The 18806-nt window shown below is 70.0% G+C and carries 17 protein-coding genes; 1 reads left to right on the top strand and 16 read right to left on the bottom strand.

The window, feature by feature from the left end; all coding sequences use genetic code 11:
* Positions 1–7: 7 nt before the first annotated feature.
* From carB to pyrR, 6 genes are all read right to left on the bottom strand, one after another.
* Positions 8–3316: a carbamoyl-phosphate synthase large subunit gene (gene carB, locus ACIRRY_RS42695; RefSeq protein ID WP_403984197.1), complete on the bottom strand. Its 3309-nt coding sequence runs from the start codon at positions 3314–3316 to the stop codon at positions 8–10.
* The gene (gene carA, locus ACIRRY_RS42690; RefSeq protein ID WP_403984195.1) at positions 3309–4466 is read right to left on the bottom strand and encodes a glutamine-hydrolyzing carbamoyl-phosphate synthase small subunit; all 1158 of its coding nucleotides are present in this window, start codon (positions 4464–4466) and stop codon (positions 3309–3311) included. The genes carB and carA overlap by 8 nt, the downstream gene beginning before the upstream one ends.
* The gene (locus ACIRRY_RS42685; RefSeq protein ID WP_403984193.1) at positions 4463–5056 is read right to left on the bottom strand and encodes a hypothetical protein; all 594 of its coding nucleotides are present in this window, start codon (positions 5054–5056) and stop codon (positions 4463–4465) included. Before ACIRRY_RS42685 ends, carA begins: the two co-directional genes overlap by 4 nt.
* Positions 5053–6339, bottom strand: coding sequence for a dihydroorotase (locus ACIRRY_RS42680; protein WP_403984191.1), 1287 nt, complete (start codon positions 6337–6339; stop codon positions 5053–5055). The genes ACIRRY_RS42685 and ACIRRY_RS42680 overlap by 4 nt, the downstream gene beginning before the upstream one ends.
* A gap of 5 nt (positions 6340–6344) precedes the next feature.
* Positions 6345–7322 carry an aspartate carbamoyltransferase catalytic subunit gene (locus ACIRRY_RS42675; RefSeq protein ID WP_403984189.1) on the bottom strand — a complete coding sequence of 326 codons (978 nt, stop codon included), beginning with the start codon at positions 7320–7322 and terminating at the stop codon, positions 6345–6347.
* A gap of 86 nt (positions 7323–7408) precedes the next feature.
* Positions 7409–7975, bottom strand: coding sequence for a bifunctional pyr operon transcriptional regulator/uracil phosphoribosyltransferase PyrR (gene pyrR / locus ACIRRY_RS42670; RefSeq protein WP_200685902.1), 567 nt, complete (start codon positions 7973–7975; stop codon positions 7409–7411).
* Positions 7976–8227: 252 nt separating this feature from the next.
* On the opposite strand from pyrR, the gene bldD reads away from it, so the two are divergent.
* The gene (gene bldD / locus ACIRRY_RS42665) at positions 8228–8728 is read left to right on the top strand and encodes a transcriptional regulator BldD (RefSeq protein WP_019059743.1); all 501 of its coding nucleotides are present in this window, start codon (positions 8228–8230) and stop codon (positions 8726–8728) included.
* Between the two features lie 335 nt (positions 8729–9063).
* On the opposite strand, the gene nusB is transcribed toward bldD, so the two are convergent.
* The 10 genes from nusB to ruvX all read right to left on the bottom strand — a co-directional run bounded on the left by nusB (position 9064) and on the right by ruvX (position 18801).
* Complete coding sequence (nusB, locus tag ACIRRY_RS42660) at positions 9064–9498, bottom strand: transcription antitermination factor NusB (protein ID WP_043683949.1); 435 nt, start codon at positions 9496–9498, stop codon at positions 9064–9066.
* A gap of 2 nt (positions 9499–9500) precedes the next feature.
* Positions 9501–10067 carry an elongation factor P gene (efp, locus tag ACIRRY_RS42655; protein WP_019059745.1) on the bottom strand — a complete coding sequence of 189 codons (567 nt, stop codon included), beginning with the start codon at positions 10065–10067 and terminating at the stop codon, positions 9501–9503.
* Positions 10068–10127: 60 nt separating this feature from the next.
* Entirely contained in the window at positions 10128–11234 is a 1107-nt protein-coding gene (locus ACIRRY_RS42650; protein ID WP_403984187.1) for an aminopeptidase P family protein, read from the bottom strand.
* Positions 11235–11375: 141 nt separating this feature from the next.
* The gene (locus ACIRRY_RS42645; protein ID WP_403984185.1) at positions 11376–12215 is read right to left on the bottom strand and encodes a Pro-rich N-terminal domain-containing protein; all 840 of its coding nucleotides are present in this window, start codon (positions 12213–12215) and stop codon (positions 11376–11378) included.
* A 167-nt stretch (positions 12216–12382) separates the two neighbouring features.
* Entirely contained in the window at positions 12383–13474 is a 1092-nt protein-coding gene (aroB, locus tag ACIRRY_RS42640) for a 3-dehydroquinate synthase (protein ID WP_403984183.1), read from the bottom strand.
* On the bottom strand, positions 13471–13989 hold the full coding sequence (locus ACIRRY_RS42635) for a shikimate kinase (RefSeq protein WP_403984181.1): 519 nt from the start codon (positions 13987–13989) through the stop codon (positions 13471–13473). Before ACIRRY_RS42635 ends, aroB begins: the two co-directional genes overlap by 4 nt.
* The gene (gene aroC, locus ACIRRY_RS42630) at positions 13986–15170 is read right to left on the bottom strand and encodes a chorismate synthase (protein WP_403984179.1); all 1185 of its coding nucleotides are present in this window, start codon (positions 15168–15170) and stop codon (positions 13986–13988) included. Before aroC ends, ACIRRY_RS42635 begins: the two co-directional genes overlap by 4 nt.
* Positions 15171–15630: 460 nt before the next feature.
* A complete protein-coding gene (locus ACIRRY_RS42625; RefSeq protein ID WP_403984177.1) occupies positions 15631–16470 on the bottom strand; it encodes a shikimate dehydrogenase in 840 nt (279 codons plus the stop codon).
* Positions 16451–18214 (bottom strand): endolytic transglycosylase MltG, encoded by a 1764-nt coding sequence (mltG, locus tag ACIRRY_RS42620; RefSeq protein ID WP_403984175.1) that lies wholly within the window; start codon positions 18212–18214, stop codon positions 16451–16453. The genes ACIRRY_RS42625 and mltG overlap by 20 nt, the downstream gene beginning before the upstream one ends.
* 122 nt (positions 18215–18336) lie before the next feature.
* Positions 18337–18801, bottom strand: a complete 465-nt coding sequence (ruvX, locus tag ACIRRY_RS42615; protein ID WP_403984173.1) for a Holliday junction resolvase RuvX — start codon at positions 18799–18801, stop codon at positions 18337–18339.
* Between the last annotated feature and the right edge of the window lie 5 nt (positions 18802–18806).

Raw genomic sequence — 18806 nt, 5'->3', positions numbered from 1 at the left:
TTCAGCGCTAGTCGCGGGCCGCGGTCAGGTGTTCTGCGTGTTCTTGAAGCGAACGCACGCCCACGTCACCGTGGTTGAGGGCGTCGATGCCCTGGACGGCGGCGGCGAGCGCCTGGACCGTCGTCAGGCACGGGACCGACCGGGCCACGGCCGCCGTACGGATCTCGTAGCCGTCGAGGCGGCCTCCGGTGCCGTACGGGGTGTTGACGATGAGGTCGACTTCGCCGTCGTGGATGAGCTGGACGATGGTCTTCTCGCCGTTCGGGCCGACGCCCTCGGACTGCTTGCGGACGACCGTGGCGTTCAGGCCGTTGCGCCTGAGGACCTCGGCGGTGCCGGAGGTGGCGAGCAACTCGAAGCCGTGGGCGACCAGTTCGCGGGCCGGGAAGATCATCGAGCGCTTGTCGCGGTTGGCGACCGAGATGAACGCGCGGCCCTTGGTGGGCAGCGGGCCGTAGGCGCCCGCCTGGGACTTGGCGTACGCCGTGCCGAAGACGGAGTCGATGCCCATGACCTCGCCGGTGGAGCGCATCTCCGGGCCGAGGACCGTGTCGACGCCACGCCCGTGGATGTCGCGGAAGCGCGACCACGGCATGACGGCCTCCTTGACGGAGATCGGTGCGTCCAGCGGGAGTTCACCGCCGTCGCCGTGGGCCGGGAGCAGCCCCTCGGCGCGCAGTTCTGCGACGGTCGCGCCGAGCGAGATGCGGGCGGCGGCCTTGGCGAGCGGTACCGCGGTCGCCTTCGAGGTGAAGGGGACCGTGCGGGACGCGCGCGGGTTGGCCTCCAGGACGTAGAGGATGTCGCCGGCCATCGCGAACTGGATGTTGATCAGTCCGCGGACGCCGACGCCCTTGGCGATGGCCTCCGTTGAAGCCCGCAGGCGCTTGATGTCGAAGCCGCCCAGGGTGATCGGCGGCAGGGCGCACGCCGAGTCCCCGGAGTGGATGCCGGCCTCCTCGATGTGCTCCATGACACCGCCGAGATACAGCTCCTGGCCGTCGTAGAGCGCGTCCACGTCGATCTCGATCGCGTCGTCCAGGAAGCGGTCGACCAGGACCGGCCGCGAGGGGCTGATCTCCGTGGACTCGGCGATGTACGACTCCAGGCGGGTCTCGTCGTAGACGATCTCCATGCCGCGTCCGCCGAGGACGTACGAGGGGCGGACGAGGACCGGGTAGCCGATCTCGTCGGCGATGGCCTTGGCGCCCACGAAGGTGGTCGCCGTGCCGTGCTTGGGGGCGGGCAGGCCCGCCTCCGCGAGGACCTGGCCGAAGGCGCCGCGGTCCTCGGCGGCGTGGATCGCCTCGGGGGGCGTGCCGACGATCGGGACGCCGTTGTCCTTGAGTGCCTGGGCGAGACCGAGCGGGGTCTGGCCGCCGAGCTGCACGATCACGCCCGCGACCGGGCCCGCCTGCTGCTCCGCGTGGACGATCTCCAGCACGTCCTCGAGCGTGAGCGGCTCGAAGTACAGGCGGTCGGAGGTGTCGTAGTCCGTGGAGACGGTCTCGGGGTTGCAGTTGACCATCACGGTCTCGTAGCCCGCGTCGCTGAGCGCGAAGGAGGCGTGGACGCAGGAGTAGTCGAACTCGATGCCCTGGCCGATACGGTTGGGGCCCGACCCCAGGATGATGACCGCGGGCTTCTCGCGCGGGGCGACCTCGTTCTCCTCATCGTAGGACGAGTAGAAGTACGGCGTCTTCGCGGCGAACTCGGCGGCGCAGGTGTCGACCGTCTTGTAGACCGGGCGGATGCCCAGCGCGTGCCGGACCTCGCGGACGACGTCCTCGCGCAGGCCGCGGATCTCGCCGATCTGCTGGTCGGAGAAGCCGTGCCGCTTGGCCTCGGCGAGCAGTTCGGGGTCGAGCTTGTCGGCGGCGGCCAGCTCGTCGGCGGTCTCGTGGATGAGGAAGAGCTGGTCGACGAACCAGGGGTCGATCCTCGTGTACGCGAAGACCTCCTCCTGGGTGGCGCCCGCGCGGATGGCCTGCATGACGGTGTTGATCCGGCCGTCGGTGGGCCGTACGGCCTCTTCGAGGAGCCGGGTCTTGTCGCCGGGCTCGCCGACGAAGGTGAACTGGCTGCCCTTCTTCTCCAGGGAGCGCAGCGCCTTCTGGAAGGCCTCGGTGAAGTTGCGGCCGATGGCCATGGCCTCGCCGACCGACTTCATGGTGGTCGTCAGCGTCGAGTCCGCTGACGGGAACTTCTCGAAGGCGAAACGCGGGGCCTTCACGACGACGTAGTCGAGGGTCGGCTCGAAGGAGGCCGGGGTCTCGCGCGTGATGTCGTTCGGGATCTCGTCGAGGGTGTAGCCGACGGCCAGCTTCGCGGCGATCTTGGCGATCGGGAAGCCGGTCGCCTTGGAGGCGAGAGCCGAGGAACGGGACACGCGCGGGTTCATCTCGATGACGATCACCCGGCCGTCGACCGGGTCGATCGCGAACTGGATGTTGCAGCCGCCGGTGTCGACGCCGACCTCGCGGATGATCGCGATGCCGACGTCCCGCAGGTTCTGGTACTCGCGGTCGGTCAGCGTCATCGCCGGGGCGACGGTGATCGAGTCGCCGGTGTGCACGCCCATGGGGTCGAAGTTCTCGATGGAGCAGACGACCACGACGTTGTCGTTCTTGTCGCGCATCAGTTCCAGCTCGTACTCCTTCCAGCCGAGGATGGACTCCTCAAGGAGGACCTCGGTGGTCGGCGAGAGGGTCAGGCCCTGGCCCGCGATGCGGCGCAGCTCCTCCTCGTCGTGCGCGAAGCCGGAGCCCGCGCCGCCCATGGTGAAGGAGGGGCGGACGACGACCGGATAGCCGCCGAGCGTGTCGACGCCCGCGATCACGTCGTCCATGGAGTGGCAGATGACCGAGCGGGCGGACTCGCCGTGCCCGATCTTCTGGCGTACGGCCTCGACGACTTCTTTGAAGAGGTTGCGGTCCTCGCCCTTGTTGATGGCCTCGACGTTGGCGCCGATCAGCTCGACGCCGTACTTCTCCAGGGTCCCGGCCGCGTGCAGCGAGATCGCGGTGTTGAGCGCCGTCTGTCCACCCAGGGTGGGCAGCAGGGCGTCCGGCCGCTCCTTGGCGATGATCTTCTCGACGAAGTCCGGGGTGATCGGCTCGACGTAGGTGGCGTCGGCGATCTCCGGGTCGGTCATGATCGTCGCCGGGTTGGAGTTGACCAGGATGACGCGGATGCCCTCGGCGCGCAGGATGCGGCAGGCCTGGGTGCCGGAGTAGTCGAACTCGGCGGCCTGGCCGATGACGATCGGGCCGGAGCCGATGACCAGGACGGACTGGATATCGGAGCGCTTAGGCACGCTGGCCCTCCATGAGAGATGTGAAGCGGTCGAACAGGTAGGCGGCGTCGTGCGGGCCGGCTGCCGCTTCGGGGTGGTACTGGACGCTGAAGGCCGGCCGGTCGAGCAGCCGCAGCCCCTCGACCACCTGGTCGTTCAGGCAGACGTGGGAGACCTCGGCGCGGCCGTAGGGGGTCTCGGAGACCTTGTCGAGGGGCGCGTCCACGGCGAAGCCGTGGTTGTGCGCGGTGACCTCGACCTTGCCGGTCGTGCGGTCCTGCACGGGCTGGTTGATGCCCCGGTGGCCGTACTTCAGCTTGTACGTGCCGAAGCCGAGCGCGCGGCCGAGGATCTGGTTGCCGAAGCAGATGCCGAAGAGCGGGGTGCCGCGCTCCAGGACGGCCTGCATGACGGCGACCGGGTGGTCGGCGGTGGCCGGGTCGCCCGGGCCGTTGGAGAAGAACACGCCGTCGGGCCGGACGGCGTACACGTCCTCGACGGTCGCGGTGGCCGGGAGCACGTGCACCTCGATGCCGCGCTCGGCCATGCGGTGCGGGGTCATGCCCTTGATGCCGAGGTCGACGGCGGCGACGGTGTACTTCTTCTCACCGATCGCGGGGACGACGTACGTCTCCTTGGTGGCGACCTCCGCCGACAGGTTGGCGCCCGTCATCTCGGGGGCCTCGCGCACCTCGGCGAGCATGGTGTCCTCGTCGGGCAGCGTGGCGCCGGAGAAGATGCCGACGCGCATCGCGCCGCGCTCGCGCAGATGACGGGTCAACGCGCGCGTGTCGATGCCGGAGATCCCGACGACACCCTGGTTGCGCAGTTCCTCGTCGAGGGAGCGGCGGGAGCGCCAGTTGGACGGCACGCGCGCGGGGTCGCGCACCACGTAACCGGCGACCCAGATGCGGGCCGACTCGGGGTCCTCGTCGTTGACCCCGGTGTTGCCGATGTGCGGGGCGGTCATCACGACGACCTGGCGGTGGTACGACGGGTCGGTGAGGGTCTCCTGGTAGCCGGTCATGCCGGTGGAGAACACGGCCTCGCCGAAGGTCACCCCCACGGACCCGTAGGCACGGCCGCGGAAGATCCGGCCGTCCTCCAGGACGAGTACGGCGGGAACTGCCTTTTGCCTCTTCGAGGCCGCTCCCTGGATGGAGGTGGTCATCGTGCGCCTTCCGTGTCGGTCGTCTCGAGACTCTTGTTGATCATGCTGTTCAGGGTGTCGACCCACTCCGTGTGCTCGGCCGCGTGGTCCGAGCGGAACCCGGAGTCGATCAGCCGGTCGCCGTGTGCCCACGTCACGATCAGCAGGCCGCCCTCGCTGAGGACCTTCCCGGCGATGCCCTTGCCGAGCAGGGCCTCACGCAGCGCCCCTGCCGGGATGAAGAAGTCGGTGGCTCCCGGTCGTACGACATCCAGGCCGGCCTCCGTCAGGGTCAGTTCGACCCGGCTGCGGGTGCCCAGGCCCTGCGCCACGATGCGGTCGAGCCACTGCCCGGCGGTGGTGGAGCCGTGGTAGCGGCCACTCATCGACAACACAGCCAGTTTCGCCTCACCCACCTCTTCCGGCGACGTGGGCAGTTCGGGCAGGTCTCCCTGGAGGGTGCCGCGCCACTTCCAGCCCTCGCGCATCAGCCAGTAGACGAGCGCGATGAACAGCGCGAGGCCGACGAGCCAGCCGATACGGGCCGCCCAGTCGGTCACCGGGGCGGACTTCTCCCCGGCCGCGAGGTGGGTCAGTTGCAGAGGTGTCACGTGAGCTTCCCGTCGACGAGCGTGGCATTGCCCCGGAGCCAGGTGTGCGTCACACGGCCCGGCAGCTCACGCCCCTCGTACGGGGTGTTGCGACTGCGCGAAGCGAAGCCCGCGGGGTCCACCGGCCCACGGTATTCCGTGTCGACGAGCGTGAGGTTGGCGGGCTCACCAGCCGAGACGGGACGGCCGTGCCCCACCGCCCGCCCGATCTCGGCGGGCTTGACGGACATGCGCTCGGCGACCCCGGCCCAGGTGAGGAGCCCGGTGTCCACCATGGTCTCCTGCACCACTGACAACGCGGTCTCCAGGCCGACCATCCCCATGGCGGCGGCGGCCCACTCGCAGTCCTTGTCCTCGTGCGGGTGCGGGGCGTGGTCGGTGGCGACGATGTCGATCGTGCCGTCGGCGAGGGCCTCGCGCAGGGCCAGCACATCGCGCTCGGTGCGCAGCGGCGGGTTGACCTTGAAGACCGGGTTGTAGGAGCGCGCCAGCTCATCCGTGAGGAGGAGGTGGTGCGGGGTGACCTCGGCGGTCACGTCGATGCCCCGGGACTTGGCCCAGCGGACGATCTCGACGGACCCGGCGGTCGAGAGGTGGCAGATGTGGACGCGGGAGCCGACGTGCTCGGCGAGCAGGACATCCCGGGCGATGATCGATTCTTCGGCCACCGCCGGCCAGCCCCCGAGCCCGAGTTCGGCCGAGACGACGCCCTCGTTCATCTGGGCGCCCTCGGTGAGCCGGGGCTCCTGGGCGTGCTGGGCGACGACTCCGCCGAAGGCCTTCACGTACTCCAGGGCGCGGCGCATGATCACCGCGTCGTCGACGCACTTGCCGTCGTCGGAGAAGACGGTGACCCCGGCCGCCGACTCGTGCATGGCGCCCAGCTCGGCGAGCTTCTTGCCCTCCAGGCCGACCGTGACGGCGCCGATGGGCTGCACATCGCAGTAGCCGTGCTCCTGGCCGAGCCGGTAGACCTGCTCGACGACACCGGCGGTGTCGGCGACGGGGAAGGTGTTGGCCATGGCGAACACGGCCGTGTAGCCGCCGCTCGCGGCGGCACGGGTACCGGTCAGGACGGTCTCGGAGTCCTCGCGGCCGGGCTCGCGGAGGTGGGTGTGCAGGTCGACGAGACCAGGGAGGAGGGTCTTCCCGCCGGCCTCGACGACCTCGGCACCCTCGGCGCCGAGCCCGACGCCCACCTCGGAGATGGTGTCCCCGTCGATCAGTACGTCCTGCGGCTCGCCGCCGAGGACCTTCGCACCACGGATCAGGATCTTGCTCATGTGACTTACTTCTCCTCGATACGGGCGTGGCTGACGGCGGGTTCGTTGCCGCCCAGAAGCAGATAGAGCACGGCCATCCGGATGGAGACTCCGTTTGCGACCTGCTCGACGACGGTGCAGCGGTCCGAGTCGGCGACCTCGGCGGTGATCTCCATGCCCCGGACCATCGGCCCCGGGTGCATCACGATCGCGTGCTCGGGCATCTTCGCCATCCGGTCGCCGTCGAGGCCGTAGCGCCGCGAGTACTCGCGCTCGGTCGGGAAGAACGCCGCGTTCATGCGCTCGCGCTGCACGCGCAGCAGCATCACCGCGTCGGACTTGGAGAGCGTGCTGTCGAGGTCGTACGACACCTCGCAGGGCCAGGCCTCGACGCCGACCGGCACCAGGGTGGGCGGGGCGACCAGGGTGACCTCGGCGCCGAGGGTGTGCAGCAGGTCGACGTTCGAGCGGGCGACGCGGCTGTGCAGGATGTCGCCGACGAGCGTGATGCGCTTGCCGGCCAGGTCCCGCCCGAGCCCGGCGTCCCGGCCGACCAGCCGGCGGCGCATGGTGAACGCGTCGAGCAGGGCCTGCGTCGGGTGCTGGTGGGTGCCGTCCCCGGCGTTGATGACGGCCGCGTCGATCCACCCGGAGGTGGCGAGCCGGTACGGCGCTCCGGAGGCGCCGTGCCGGATGACCACGGCATCGACGCCCATGGCTTCGAGGGTCTGGGCGGTGTCCTTCAGGGACTCGCCCTTGGAGACGCTCGACCCCTTGGCGGTGAAGTTGATGACGTCGGCGGAGAGGCGCTTCTCGGCGGCTTCGAAGGAGATACGCGTGCGCGTGGAGTCCTCGAAGAAGAGGTTGACCACGGTACGGCCGCGCAGGGTCGGCAGTTTCTTGATCGGCCGGTCGGCGACCCGGGCCATCTCCTCGGCGGTGTCGAGGATCAGGACGGCGTCGTCGCGGGAGAGGTCGGCGGCCGAGATGAGATGACGCTGCATCTGTCAGGCTCCGTAAGGCAGTTCGCGAAAGAGGCAGATTCCGGGCAGACGGGGGCACACCGAACCGGCGTACGCCCCTCGGCCCGCTACGGGGTCTGCTTGGCGCCGAGCAGCACGGTGTCGCGACCGTCCTCCTCGGCGAGCTGGACCTTGACCGTCTCCCGCAGCGACGTGGGGAGGTTCTTGCCGACGTAGTCGGCGCGGATGGGCAGTTCGCGGTGGCCTCTGTCGACCAGGACCGCGAGCTGCACCGCGCGCGGGCGCCCGATGTCGTTCAGGGCGTCGAGGGCGGCGCGGATGGTGCGGCCGGAGAAGAGCACGTCGTCGACGAGGACGACCAGGCGGCCGTCGATGCCGTCACCGGGGATGTCGGTGCGGGCCAGCGCGCGCGGCGGGTGCATGCGCAGGTCGTCGCGGTACATCGTGATGTCGAGGGAGCCGACCGGGATCTTGCGGTCGGTGATCTCCTCCAGTTTGACGGCGAGCCGCTGGGCGAGGAAGACGCCGCGGGTCGGGATGCCGAGGAGCACCACGTCGTCGGCGCCCTTGGCGCGCTCGACGATCTCGTGGGCGATGCGGGTCAGGACCCGCGCGATGTCCGGGGCCTCAAGAACGGGCCGGGCATCGGAGTCGTACTGCTGCTGGGTGTCCATAAGAAACGGACCTCCTTCTCCGCCTCACGGGACGGACCTTAAAGGACGTCGGATTTGCGCCATCCACGTTAGCAGGCCCGGGCGACACCCCAGATCACCCCTATGGCGTAATCGGACAGCGCTACCACGGAAGAGCCGGTGCGGACCATTCGGCTTGACGCGGGAGCGTAACGCTGCGTAACCTCACAGTGAGTTACCAGCCGCGCGGGGCGGAAACACTGCAACCGCGTCGACACAGTGTCCGGGAGCTATATGTCCAGCGAATACGCCAAACAGCTCGGGGCCAAGCTCCGGGCCATCCGCACCCAGCAGGGCCTTTCCCTCCACGGTGTCGAGGAGAAGTCACAGGGACGCTGGAAGGCGGTCGTGGTCGGGTCGTACGAGCGCGGCGACCGTGCCGTGACCGTGCAGCGCCTCGCCGAGCTGGCGGACTTCTACGGGGTTCCGGTGCAGGAGCTGCTGCCGGGCACCACGCCGGGCGGGGCCGCCGAGCCGCCGCCGAAGCTGGTCCTCGACCTGGAGCGGCTGGCCCACGTGCCCGCCGAGAAGGCCGGCCCGCTGCAGCGCTACGCGGCGACGATCCAGTCCCAGCGCGGCGACTACAACGGCAAGGTGCTCTCGATCCGCCAGGACGACCTGCGCACACTCGCCGTCATCTACGACCAGTCCCCCTCGGTCCTCACCGAGCAACTGATCAGCTGGGGCGTGCTGGACGCGGACGCGCGTCGCGCGGTCTCCCACGAGGAGAACTGAGCAGCTCCGCCCGAGCCGCTCCACGCCTGAGCAGAAACGTGGCGCCCGGGGGGGGGGGGGGGGGGGCCGCCGCCCCCCCCCCCGGGGGGGGGGGGGGGGGGGGGGGGCCCCCCCCCCCCCCCCCGGGGGGGGGGGGGGGCCCCCCCCCCCCCGGCCCCCCCCCCCCCGGCGGCTTTCTGCGGGCCTCAGGGGCCTCATGCGTACGGGAACGCCGGAGGGCCCGCAGCGGTCGCGCTGCGGGCCCTCCGGCGTTTTCCGGACGGACTCTCGTCCTGCTCCGGACCGACTCTCGTACTGCTCTCGTACGGCTTGTGCCCGTACTGCTCTCGTACTGCTTACGCCTCGTCGCGGCGCAGCGAGGGCTTCAGGTCCTTGAAACGGCCCAGCAGGCCATTGACGAACGAGGGCGACTCGTCCGTCGAGAACTCCTTGGCCAGCTGCACCATCTCGTCGAGGACGACCGCGTCCGGGGTCTCGTCGGCCCAGATCAGCTCGTAGGCGCCGAGGCGCAGGATGTTGCGGTCCACCACGGGCATGCGGTCGAGCGTCCAGCCGACCGAGTACTGCGCGATGAGCTCGTCGATGCGGCGCGCGTGCTGCGCGTACCCCTCGACCAGCTCCATCGTGTACTCGCTGACCGGCGGCTGCCGGGTGTCGTCCCGGGAGAGCCGGATCCAGTCCGCGAGGACCGTGGTGACGCCGACTCCGCGCTGGTCGCCCTCGAAGAGGATCTGGAAGGCGCGCTTGCGGGCCGTATTGCGGGCAGCCACGGTTAGCTGTTCACCCGGCCGAGGTAGTCGCTCGAGCGGGTGTCGACCTTGATCTTCTCACCGGTGGTGATGAAGAGCGGGACCTGGATCTGGTAGCCGGTCTCCAGGGTGGCGGGCTTGGTGCCACCGGTGGAGCGGTCGCCCTGGACGCCGGGCTCGGTCTCCTGGATGACCAGCTCGACGGCGGCCGGCAGCTCGACGAAGAGCACCTCGCCCTCGTGCTGGGCGACCGTGGCGGTGAAGCCCTCGATCAGGAAGTTGGCGGCGTCGCCGACGGCCTTGCGGTCGACCATGAGCTGGTCGTAGGTCTCCATGTCCATGAAGACGAAGTACTCGCCGTCCATGTACGAGAACTGCATGTCGCGCTTGTCGACAGTGGCCGTCTCGACCTTGACGCCGGCGTTGAACGTCTTGTCGACGACCTTGCCGGAGAGCACGTTCTTGAGCTTGGTGCGCACGAAGGCAGGGCCCTTGCCGGGCTTGACGTGCTGGAACTCGACGACGGACCAGAGCTGGCCCCCGTCGAGCTTGAGCACCAGGCCGTTCTTGAGGTCGTTCGTGGAAGCCACGGTTGCGGAATCTCCTGGACTGACGTGGACGACCCCGGGGCACGCGCACAGCTCGGAAAGCTAGAGCGCGAGCAGCTCCTTGGTCGTGATGGTGAGTAGCTCGGGTCCGCCGTCCGCCTCAGGGCGTACGACGAGCGTGTCATCGATCCGGACACCGCCCCGGCCCGGGAGGTGAACCCCCGGTTCGACGGTGACCGGCACGCAAGCGTCCAGTTTACCCATGGCCGCGGGGGCCAACTGCGGCTCCTCGTCGATTTCGAGCCCGACACCGTGCCCGGTGAGGGCCGCGAGGCCCTCGGAATGCCCTGCGGAGTCCAGTACCTGGCGGGCCGCGCGGTCCACATCGCGGTAGGCGGCACCGGGGGCCAGAGACTCCCGTGCGGCGCGCTGGGCGGCGAAGACGAGGTCGTAGAGCTCGATCTGCCAGTCCGCGGGAGAGGTGCCGATGACGAACGTACGGCCGATCTCGCAGCGGTATCCGCGATAGGTGGCGCCGAGGCAGACAGAAAGGAAATCTCCTTCCTCGACCCGGCGATCGGTCGGCCGGTGGCCGCGTTTCCCCGAGTGCGGACCGGTGGCGACGGAGGTGGCGAAGGCCGGGCCGTCCGCGCCGTGGTCGACGAGCCGTCGCTCCAGTTCGAGGGCGAGATGGCGTTCGGTGCGGCCGACGAGGATCGACTCCAGCAGCTCTCCGAGGGCCTGGTCGGCGATCTCGGCGCCGATTCTCAGACAGGAGATCTCCGCCTCGTCCTTGACGACCCGCAGCTGCTCGACCGCGCCGCCGATGTCGGTGAGGCGCAGCGTCGGCGCGACCGAGCGGAGGGCTCGGTGGCGGGTCACGGTGAGGTGGTGTTCCTCTACGGCCATGGATTCCGCGCCGTGCGCCGTCGCGAGGTCTGCGGCGGCTACGGCGGGGTCGCCGCCCGGGGTGGAGAGTGCGTGGATGCGGAGGGCCTCGTCGGGGCGGCCTTCTGCGGGGCGCTCTTCCGGTGGGCCGGTGCAGACCAGGAGGTCTTCGCGCTTGCCCAGGAGCAGGACGGTGCCCTGCGGGACTGGGCCGGCCAAGTAGTGCACGTTCGCCGGCTTGGTGACCAGCGCGGATTGGCTGCCGCCGGCCTGGGCTCGTTCCCTGAGCCTTGCTCGGCGGGCTGCGTAGACCTCTGACATGAGATGAGCGTAGGAGCGGTGGCTGGATTGTGCTGGTTGGGAGGGTGCCGTTCGGGGGACTCGGGATGAGTTTCGGGAGCGGCTGCGTGGGGGCTGAGCGCGCAGTTCCCCGCGCCCCTGGGTGGGACGGCTTCCCGGTGATTACCAGCTCGGGGGGCTTGCTATTGATCGTGCCAGGACGTCGTTCAGCACTTGGGCCGTCTGCTGTACGTCCATCTGGGAGTTGTCGATGATCGGGAGGCCCGAGCCGTACCAGCCGGCCATGCGGCCGTGGATGCGGGCGACCTCCTCGTCGGTGAGGCGGCGGTTGCCGGAGCGTTCGGCGTTGCGTTCCAGGACGATCTCCAGGCCCGGGAGGAGGACGACCGGGAGGAGGCCGGGGCCGACGTGGCGTTTCCAGCCGCCGAGGCCCACGACCGGGCGGTCGGGGAAGACAGCGTCGTCGAGGATGCAGGAGATGCCGTTGGCGAGGAAGTTGCGGGCGGCGAAGCCGCAGGTGCGGCGGGCCAGGCGGTACTGCGCCTCGGAGTGGTCGTTCCAGCCGGACTGCGGGTCGGCGAAGCCCGAGCGGACCCATTCGCGGACGTCGTCGAGGCTGATGTGGGCCGTGGGGACCCGGCGATGGTCCGCCCAGTACTTGGCGACGCTCGTCTTGCCCGCGCCGGCGGGGCCGATGAGCAGCACCGCGAGGGTCGTGGACGTCGGGTCGGGAGCCGCCGTGGCGGGCGGGGCGCTGGGCATGGGCACGGGGCCGCCCGGCGGGAGCTGGACGTGGCCGGTGGTGTCCGGTGCGCGGCGCGGGAGCGTGTGCGGGGCCGGTGGGGTGGGGGCGAAGCCCGGGGCCGGTGGCGGGGGTGGAACGGGTGCCGGGCCCGGGTGGTGCGGGCCGCCCGAGTGCTGTCCGGCCGGGGACCAACCGGCGGTCGGTCCCTGCCCCGGCTGGTGGGGCGGCGGCAGCGGAGACCCCACTGCGTGCTGCATCCGGTGCCACTCCGTCTCGTACAAGGCAATTGGCGCTGGCAGCGGGCCCGAAACCCCGCTCCCTACCGAACGGTACCTTCCCCGGCCGCCATTTGGTGAACGGCCGGGGAGGGGCCCAAGTGCCCATCCCCGTAAGGCAAATCGGGTGGATGGGTCTTGGGCGGGACTTACTCGCCCACTTCGCCGTACGCGGCGAGCAGGACGGCCGGGTCGGGGCCCTCCAGGACCGTCGGCTTGGCGAGGCCGTCGAGGACGATGAAGCGGAGCAGGTCGCCGCGGGACTTCTTGTCGACCCTCATGGTCTCCAGGAGCTTGGGCCACTGGTCGTAGCGGTAGCTGAGCGGGAGCCCGACCGATTCGAGGACCGTGCGGTGACGGTCGGCCGTCGCGTCGTCCAACCGGCCCGCGAGACGGCCCAGTTCGGCCGCGAAGTGCATGCCTACGGCGACTGCGGCGCCGTGCCGCCACTTGTAGCGCTCGTTCTTCTCGATGGCGTGCGCGAGGGTGTGGCCGTAGTTGAGGATCTCGCGCAGGCCCGACTCCTTGAGGTCGGCCGAGACGACCTCGGCCTTGACCTTGATGGAGCGTTCGATGAGCTCGGCGGTGTGCGGTCCTGCCGGGGTGCGGGCGGACTCCGGGTCGGACTCGATGAGTTCGAGGATCACCGGGTCGGCGATGAAGCCGGCCTTGATGATCTCGGCGAGCCCGGAGACGTAGTCGTTGACCGGGAGGGAGTCCAGCGCGGCGAGGTCGCAGAGCACACCGGCCGGCGGGTGGAAGGAGCCGACCAGGTTCTTGCCCTCGGCGGTGTTGATGCCGGTCTTGCCGCCGACCGCCGCGTCGACCATGGCGAGCACGGTCGTCGGTACGGCGATCCAGCGGACCCCGCGCAGCCAGGTCGCGGCGACGAATCCGGCCAGGTCTGTGGTGGAGCCACCGCCGACGCCCACGATGACGTCGGAGCGGGTGAAGCCGGACTGGCCCAGCGCCTTCCAGCAGTAGGCGGCGACCTCGGCGGTCTTGGCCTCCTCCGCGTTCGGCACCTGGATGGCGACGGCCTCGAAGCCCTGCCCGGCCAGGTCGGCGCGCAGCGCGTCACCCGTCTCGGCGAGCGCCTCGGGGTGGATGACGGCGACCCGCTTGGCCCGGTCACCGACCAACCCGCCCAGTTCGCCCAGGAGTTGACGGCCCACCAGGACCTCGTACGGGTCGCTGCCCGCCGTGCCGCCGACCTGGATCCGCGTCACTGACTCGCTCATGCTTCCTTCAACTCCAGTGCGTCCAGGACGGCTTGGGTGACGTCCTCGGGGGTGCGGCCGTCGGTCGGTACGACGGCCTGTGCGACCTCGGCGTACAAGTGGCGCCTGGCTTCCATCAGTTCGCGCCACTGCTTGCGCGGGTTGATGGCGAGCAGCGGGCGGGCCGCGTTGAGGCCGGTGCGCTTGACCGCTTCGTCCACGTCCATGGAGAGGTAGACGACGCGGTGGGTCGCGAGCAGCGCGCGCGTGTCCTCGTCGAGGATCGAGCCGCCGCCGAGCGCGAGGACGCCCTCGTGCCCGGCGAGTGCCTGCCGCACGGCACGCTTCTCGATCGCGCGGAAGACCGGCTCGCCCTCGTCGACGAAGATCTCGGCGATCGTGCGGCCCTCGGCGGCCACGATGTCGTCGTCGGTGTCCCGGTAGACGACGCCGAGCCGTTCGGCGAGCTGCTGCCCGACGGTGGACTTGCCGACGCCCATGGGACCGACCAGGACGACGAGCGGGGTCGCGGTCACCGGACCACCAGGTTCTCGAGGTACGAGCGGACGTTGCGGCGGGTCTCGGGCACCGAGTCGCCGCCGAACTTCTCGGCCACGGCGTCCGCGAGGACCAGCGCGACCATCGCCTCGGCGACGATGCCCGCGGCGGGGACCGCGGAGACGTCGGAGCGCTGGTGGTGGGCCTGGGTGGCCTCACCGGTGACCACGTCGACGGTCTGGAGGGCGCGCGGCACGGTCGCGATCGGCTTCATCGCGGCACGCACGCGCAGCAGTTCACCCGTGGACAGCCCGCCCTCGGTACCGCCGGAGCGCCCGGAGACCCGCCGAATGCCCTCGTCGGTCCTCACGATCTCGTCGTGCGCCTGCGAACCGGGGACACGGGCAAGCTCGAAACCGTCGCCGATCTCGACGCCCTTGATGGCCTGGATACCCATGAGGGCACCGGCGAGGCGGGCGTCCAGCTTGCGGTCCCAGTGGACGTGCGAACCCAGCCCCACGGGAACGCCGTAGGCGAGGATCTCGACGACCCCGCCGAGGGTGTCACCGTCCTTGTGGGCCTGGTCGATCTCCGCGACCATCGCCTTCGACGCGTCCGCGTCCAGGCAGCGCACGGGGTCGGCGTCCAGCCTCTCGACATCGGCGGGCGTGGGCAGGACACCCTGCGGAGCCTTCGCCGAGGCCAGCTCGACGACGTGCGAGACGATCTCGATCCCGGCCGTCTCCTTGAGGTAAGACCGGGCTACCGCGCCCAGCGCGACCCGCGCCGCGGTCTCCCGCGCGGAGGCGCGCTCCAGGATCGGGCGGGCCTCGTCGAAGCCGTACTTCTGCATACCGGCGAGGTCGGCGTGACCGGGACGCGGCCGGGTCAGCGGGGCGTTGCGGGCGAGCCCGGCCAGGATCTCCGGGTCGATGGGATCGGCCGCCATGACCTGCTCCCACTTGGGCCACTCGGTGTTGCCGACCATGATGGCGACCGGCGAACCGAGGGTGAGACCGTGCCGCACACCGCCGAGGAAGGTGACCTCGTCACGCTCGAACTTCATGCGGGCACCGCGTCCATAGCCGAGCCGGCGCCGGGCCAGGTGGTCCGCCACCATGTCCGTGGTGATCGGCACGCCGGCGGGAAGGCCCTCCAGCGTCGCCACGAGTGCGGGGCCGTGGGACTCCCCCGCGGTCAGCCAGCGCAACCTGCTCAACGGTGCTCCTCATGCTCGCGCCCTGGTACTGCCCTGCGCACGCGCGTCCTCGCGTACGGCGACGGCGAAACCGGGTGCGCGGCCCTGGCCCGCCGCCCCCGATCCTCCCACGTCCGGGGCATACACCTGGCCCGCGGTCCAGGGAACGGACGCGGGGCCTTGGAGCGGGGGCGGGTTTTCGCGCCGGGCTGTCGGGGGGTGGGGTGAAGCCAGGGGGCGGTGATGGGCGCTTGGGTGCCTTGCAGGGGTCGGGGGCTTTTCGACTGCGGTAACGGGGGCTGGGCCGGGAGTTGAGCAACGCCGACTGGAATGCTTCCGGATGCCCTAGGGGGTCCGGGTCGGCAGCCGGGCGCAGCCTCTCGCCGCATTGCCGCATCCGCGGCAACGGTCCGCCGGCCCGCCCTTCCAGCTGAGGTCAGCAGTCGGCCGCCGCCTTCTCACCCACCCCGCGAAACCCACCTCAGCGATCCGCCAGCGCCTTCTCCCCCGCCCTCCGCATCGCGTTCACCGGCGCCGGCCGACAGCCCGTCATCTGTTCCACCTGGAGTACCGCCTGGTGCACCAGCAGGTCGAGACCGCTGACGACCGCGCCGCCGTAGCCGGACCAGCGGGCCGCGAGGTCGGTGGGCCAGGGGTCGTAGAGGACGTCGAAGAGGGTGGCGGGGCGTTCGGGTACGGCGGAGGAGAGGGTGTCTGTCGTGCCGGCGGGGGTGGTGGCGAAGACCAGTGGGGCGCGCAGGCCCTCCGCCGCGTCGGACCAGTCCGCCGTGCGGACCTCCACGTCGAGCCGCTCGCCCCATTGGCGCATCTCGGCGGCGCGGGCCTCGCTGCGGACGTACGCGACGACCTCGCCGGTGCAGATCCGGGAGAGGGCGGCGAGCGCGGAGGAGGCCGTGGCGCCGGAGCCGAGGATCGCGGCCGAGTCGACCTGTTCGATGCCGTGTTCGCGGAGGGCGGCGACCATGCCGGGGATGTCGGTGTTGTCGCCGACGCGCCGGCCGTCCTCGGTGAACACGACCGTGTTGACCGCGTCCACCGACGCCGCCGTCTCGCTGATCTCGTCGAGCAGCGGTATCACCGCCCGCTTCAGCGGCATGGTCAGCGACAGGCCCGCCCACTCCGGACCCAGGTCCTCGAAGAAGCCCGGCAGGCCCGCCTCGTCGACGTCGAAGCGGTCGTACGACCAGCCGTCGAGCCCCAACTCCCCGTACGCCGCGCGATGCAGCACCGGGGAGAGGGAGTGGGCGATGGGTGAACCGAGCACGGCGGCACGGCGGGCGTCAGTTGCCCGAGCTGGCATTGAATTTGTCCTTGAGTGCCTGGAATTCGGCATACGTCTTGGCGAATTCGGTCTTGTTCTCGCCGTCGGTCGCCACGAAGTAGATCCAGCCGTCGCGAGTCGGATTCAGCGCCGCCGCCAGGGCCTCGTCACCGGGGTTGTCGATGGGACCGGGCGGCAGGCCCTTTTGGGTGTAGGTGTTGTACGGGTCCTTGTTGCTGTTGATCTCGGACTCGCTGATACGGATGTTGCTCTGGCCCTTCAGATAATTGAAGGTCGAGTCGAATTGCAGGTATCGGTTTGTCTCGGTGTTCGTGGTCTTGAGACGGTTGTAGACGACTTCGGCCATCTTGCGGAAGTCCTCGTGCGTCTTGCCCTCCGCCTGGACGAGGCTCGCGACCGTGATGACCTGCAGCGGGCTTTCCAGATTGAGCGCCTTGGCCTTCGCCTCAAGGTCGATCGCGCTGTATTTGTCGACGGCCTGGGCAACCAGCTGTTTGAGGACCGCTTCGGGCTTCATGCCCTTTGCCGCGCCATAGGTTCCCGGGTAGAGGAAGCCCTCCAGCGGGTCCTTGATGTCCTTGTTGCTGTTCGCCCAGCTGGGCAGCCCGAGGTTCTTGTATTCCTTCTTCGCGACGGCCTTGGTGGTACCTGCGGAAAGCTCTAGTTTCTTGTCGATCGCGTCGTAGACCTTGGAGTCCCGCCAGCCCGGGGCGACGATCAGGTTGTCCTGGCTCGCGGGGTCGAGCATGAGTTTGACGGCGGCCGCGGCGGACATTTCCTTCTTCAGCAGAAAGACGCCCGCCTGGATCTTCTTCCCGTCCGGATTCTGCGACTGGGCGGCGACGAACGCGTCGACGCTCTTCACGACGCCCTGTTTCTTCAGCTCCTGGCCGATGGTGTAGCCGCCCGCCCCTTTGGGGATGGTGACACTCACGGAACCGGTGCCGTCGCCCGCGTAGTCGGGGGCCGTGCCGAAACGATTTTGGTAGAACTGCCAGCCGAAGTAGGTGACCGTGGCCAGGCCGCCGCCGAACACCATGACGACGACCAGGCAGGCGCAGCCGTTGCGGCGCTTCTTCTCCTTGCCGCCTTTGCCTTTGCCGCCCTTGCCCTTGCCGCCTTTGCCCCGGCGGTCACCGCGTCCGCGCCCGTCCTCCGGCTCGTCGTCGTCGGCCTCGTCATCGTCGTCGCCGCCACCCGCGAAGAACGCGTGTTCGCCCTGATCGGGGCCCGGGTCCCAGTCGGTCTGCTCCGGTTCGGGTTCCGTGCGGCGCTTGCCGGGCGGCTCCGGCGGCGGGAACGCGTCGGGCGTGCCGTAGAAATCAGGCTGTTGTTCGCCATAGGCGGCGGCCTGCAGCGCGTACGGGTCGCCGGGGTCCGCGGCGTACGGGACCTGCCCCTGCGCGTGGGTGCCGTCCCAGCCGCCCTGCTGGTATTGCTGCTGCTGACCGGCGTACTGCTGATGGCTCTGATCGGCGTACTGCTGATGGTCCGCCCACTGCTGCTGGTCGGGGTACTGCGGGTTGCCCTGTTCGTCGTAGACCTGGTACTGCTGCTGCGCCTGACCGTAATCCGCCTGCTGGCCGTGACCCCAGTCGCCGTACTGCGGCTGCTGCGGCTGTTCCGGATAGTGCTGCGGCTGGCCGCCGTAGGAGGACTGCTGCCCCTCCTGGGGCTGCTGTCCTTCCCATCCGAGGTCCCCGAACAACGGGTCCTCCGGATGCCACGGTTCGGAGCCTGGGCCCCGGCCATACTCAGTCATCGATCCCCTAGAGCCGCGAGGCGGCGGTCGCGGCGCTTGGGTCTCCGGCTCCCGTACCGCCTCTTGCTGTGCCATGGCTGTTCGAACACCATCGCATCGCGCGGAACGTTACCGTATCGCGATCAGATGACCACTTCGACGCCCTCGCCGGGTGGTTTACCTGACACCCGTTCGGATTCCAGTGCCTGCTGGAGGATGATGACCGCGGCCGCCTGGTCGATGACCGAGCGGCCCTTCTTGGACTTGACGCCGGAGGCGCGCAGTCCCTGACTGGCCGTCACCGTGGTCATCCGTTCGTCCAACAGTCTGACCGGTACCGGGGCGATGCCCGTGGCCAGCTCCTGGGCGAAGGCCCGGACCTTCACGGCGGCCGGTCCCTCGCCGCCCTTGAGCGAGCGTGGGAGGCCGACGACGACTTCGATCGGTTCGTACTCCTCGACGAGCTGCTTCAGCCGGCGATGCGCCGCCGGGATGTCGCGGCCGGGGACCGTCTCGACGGGAGTGGCGAGGATCCCGTCGGGGTCGCACGAGGCGACCCCGATCCGGGCGTCCCCGACGTCGATCGCGAGTCGACGTCCTCTGCGCATGTTCT

The sequence above is a fragment of the Streptomyces sp. NPDC101776 genome, from assembly GCF_044766845.1.
Lineage (GTDB): Bacteria > Actinomycetota > Actinomycetes > Streptomycetales > Streptomycetaceae > Streptomyces.
This window is presented reverse-complemented; position numbering and strand designations above follow the sequence as displayed.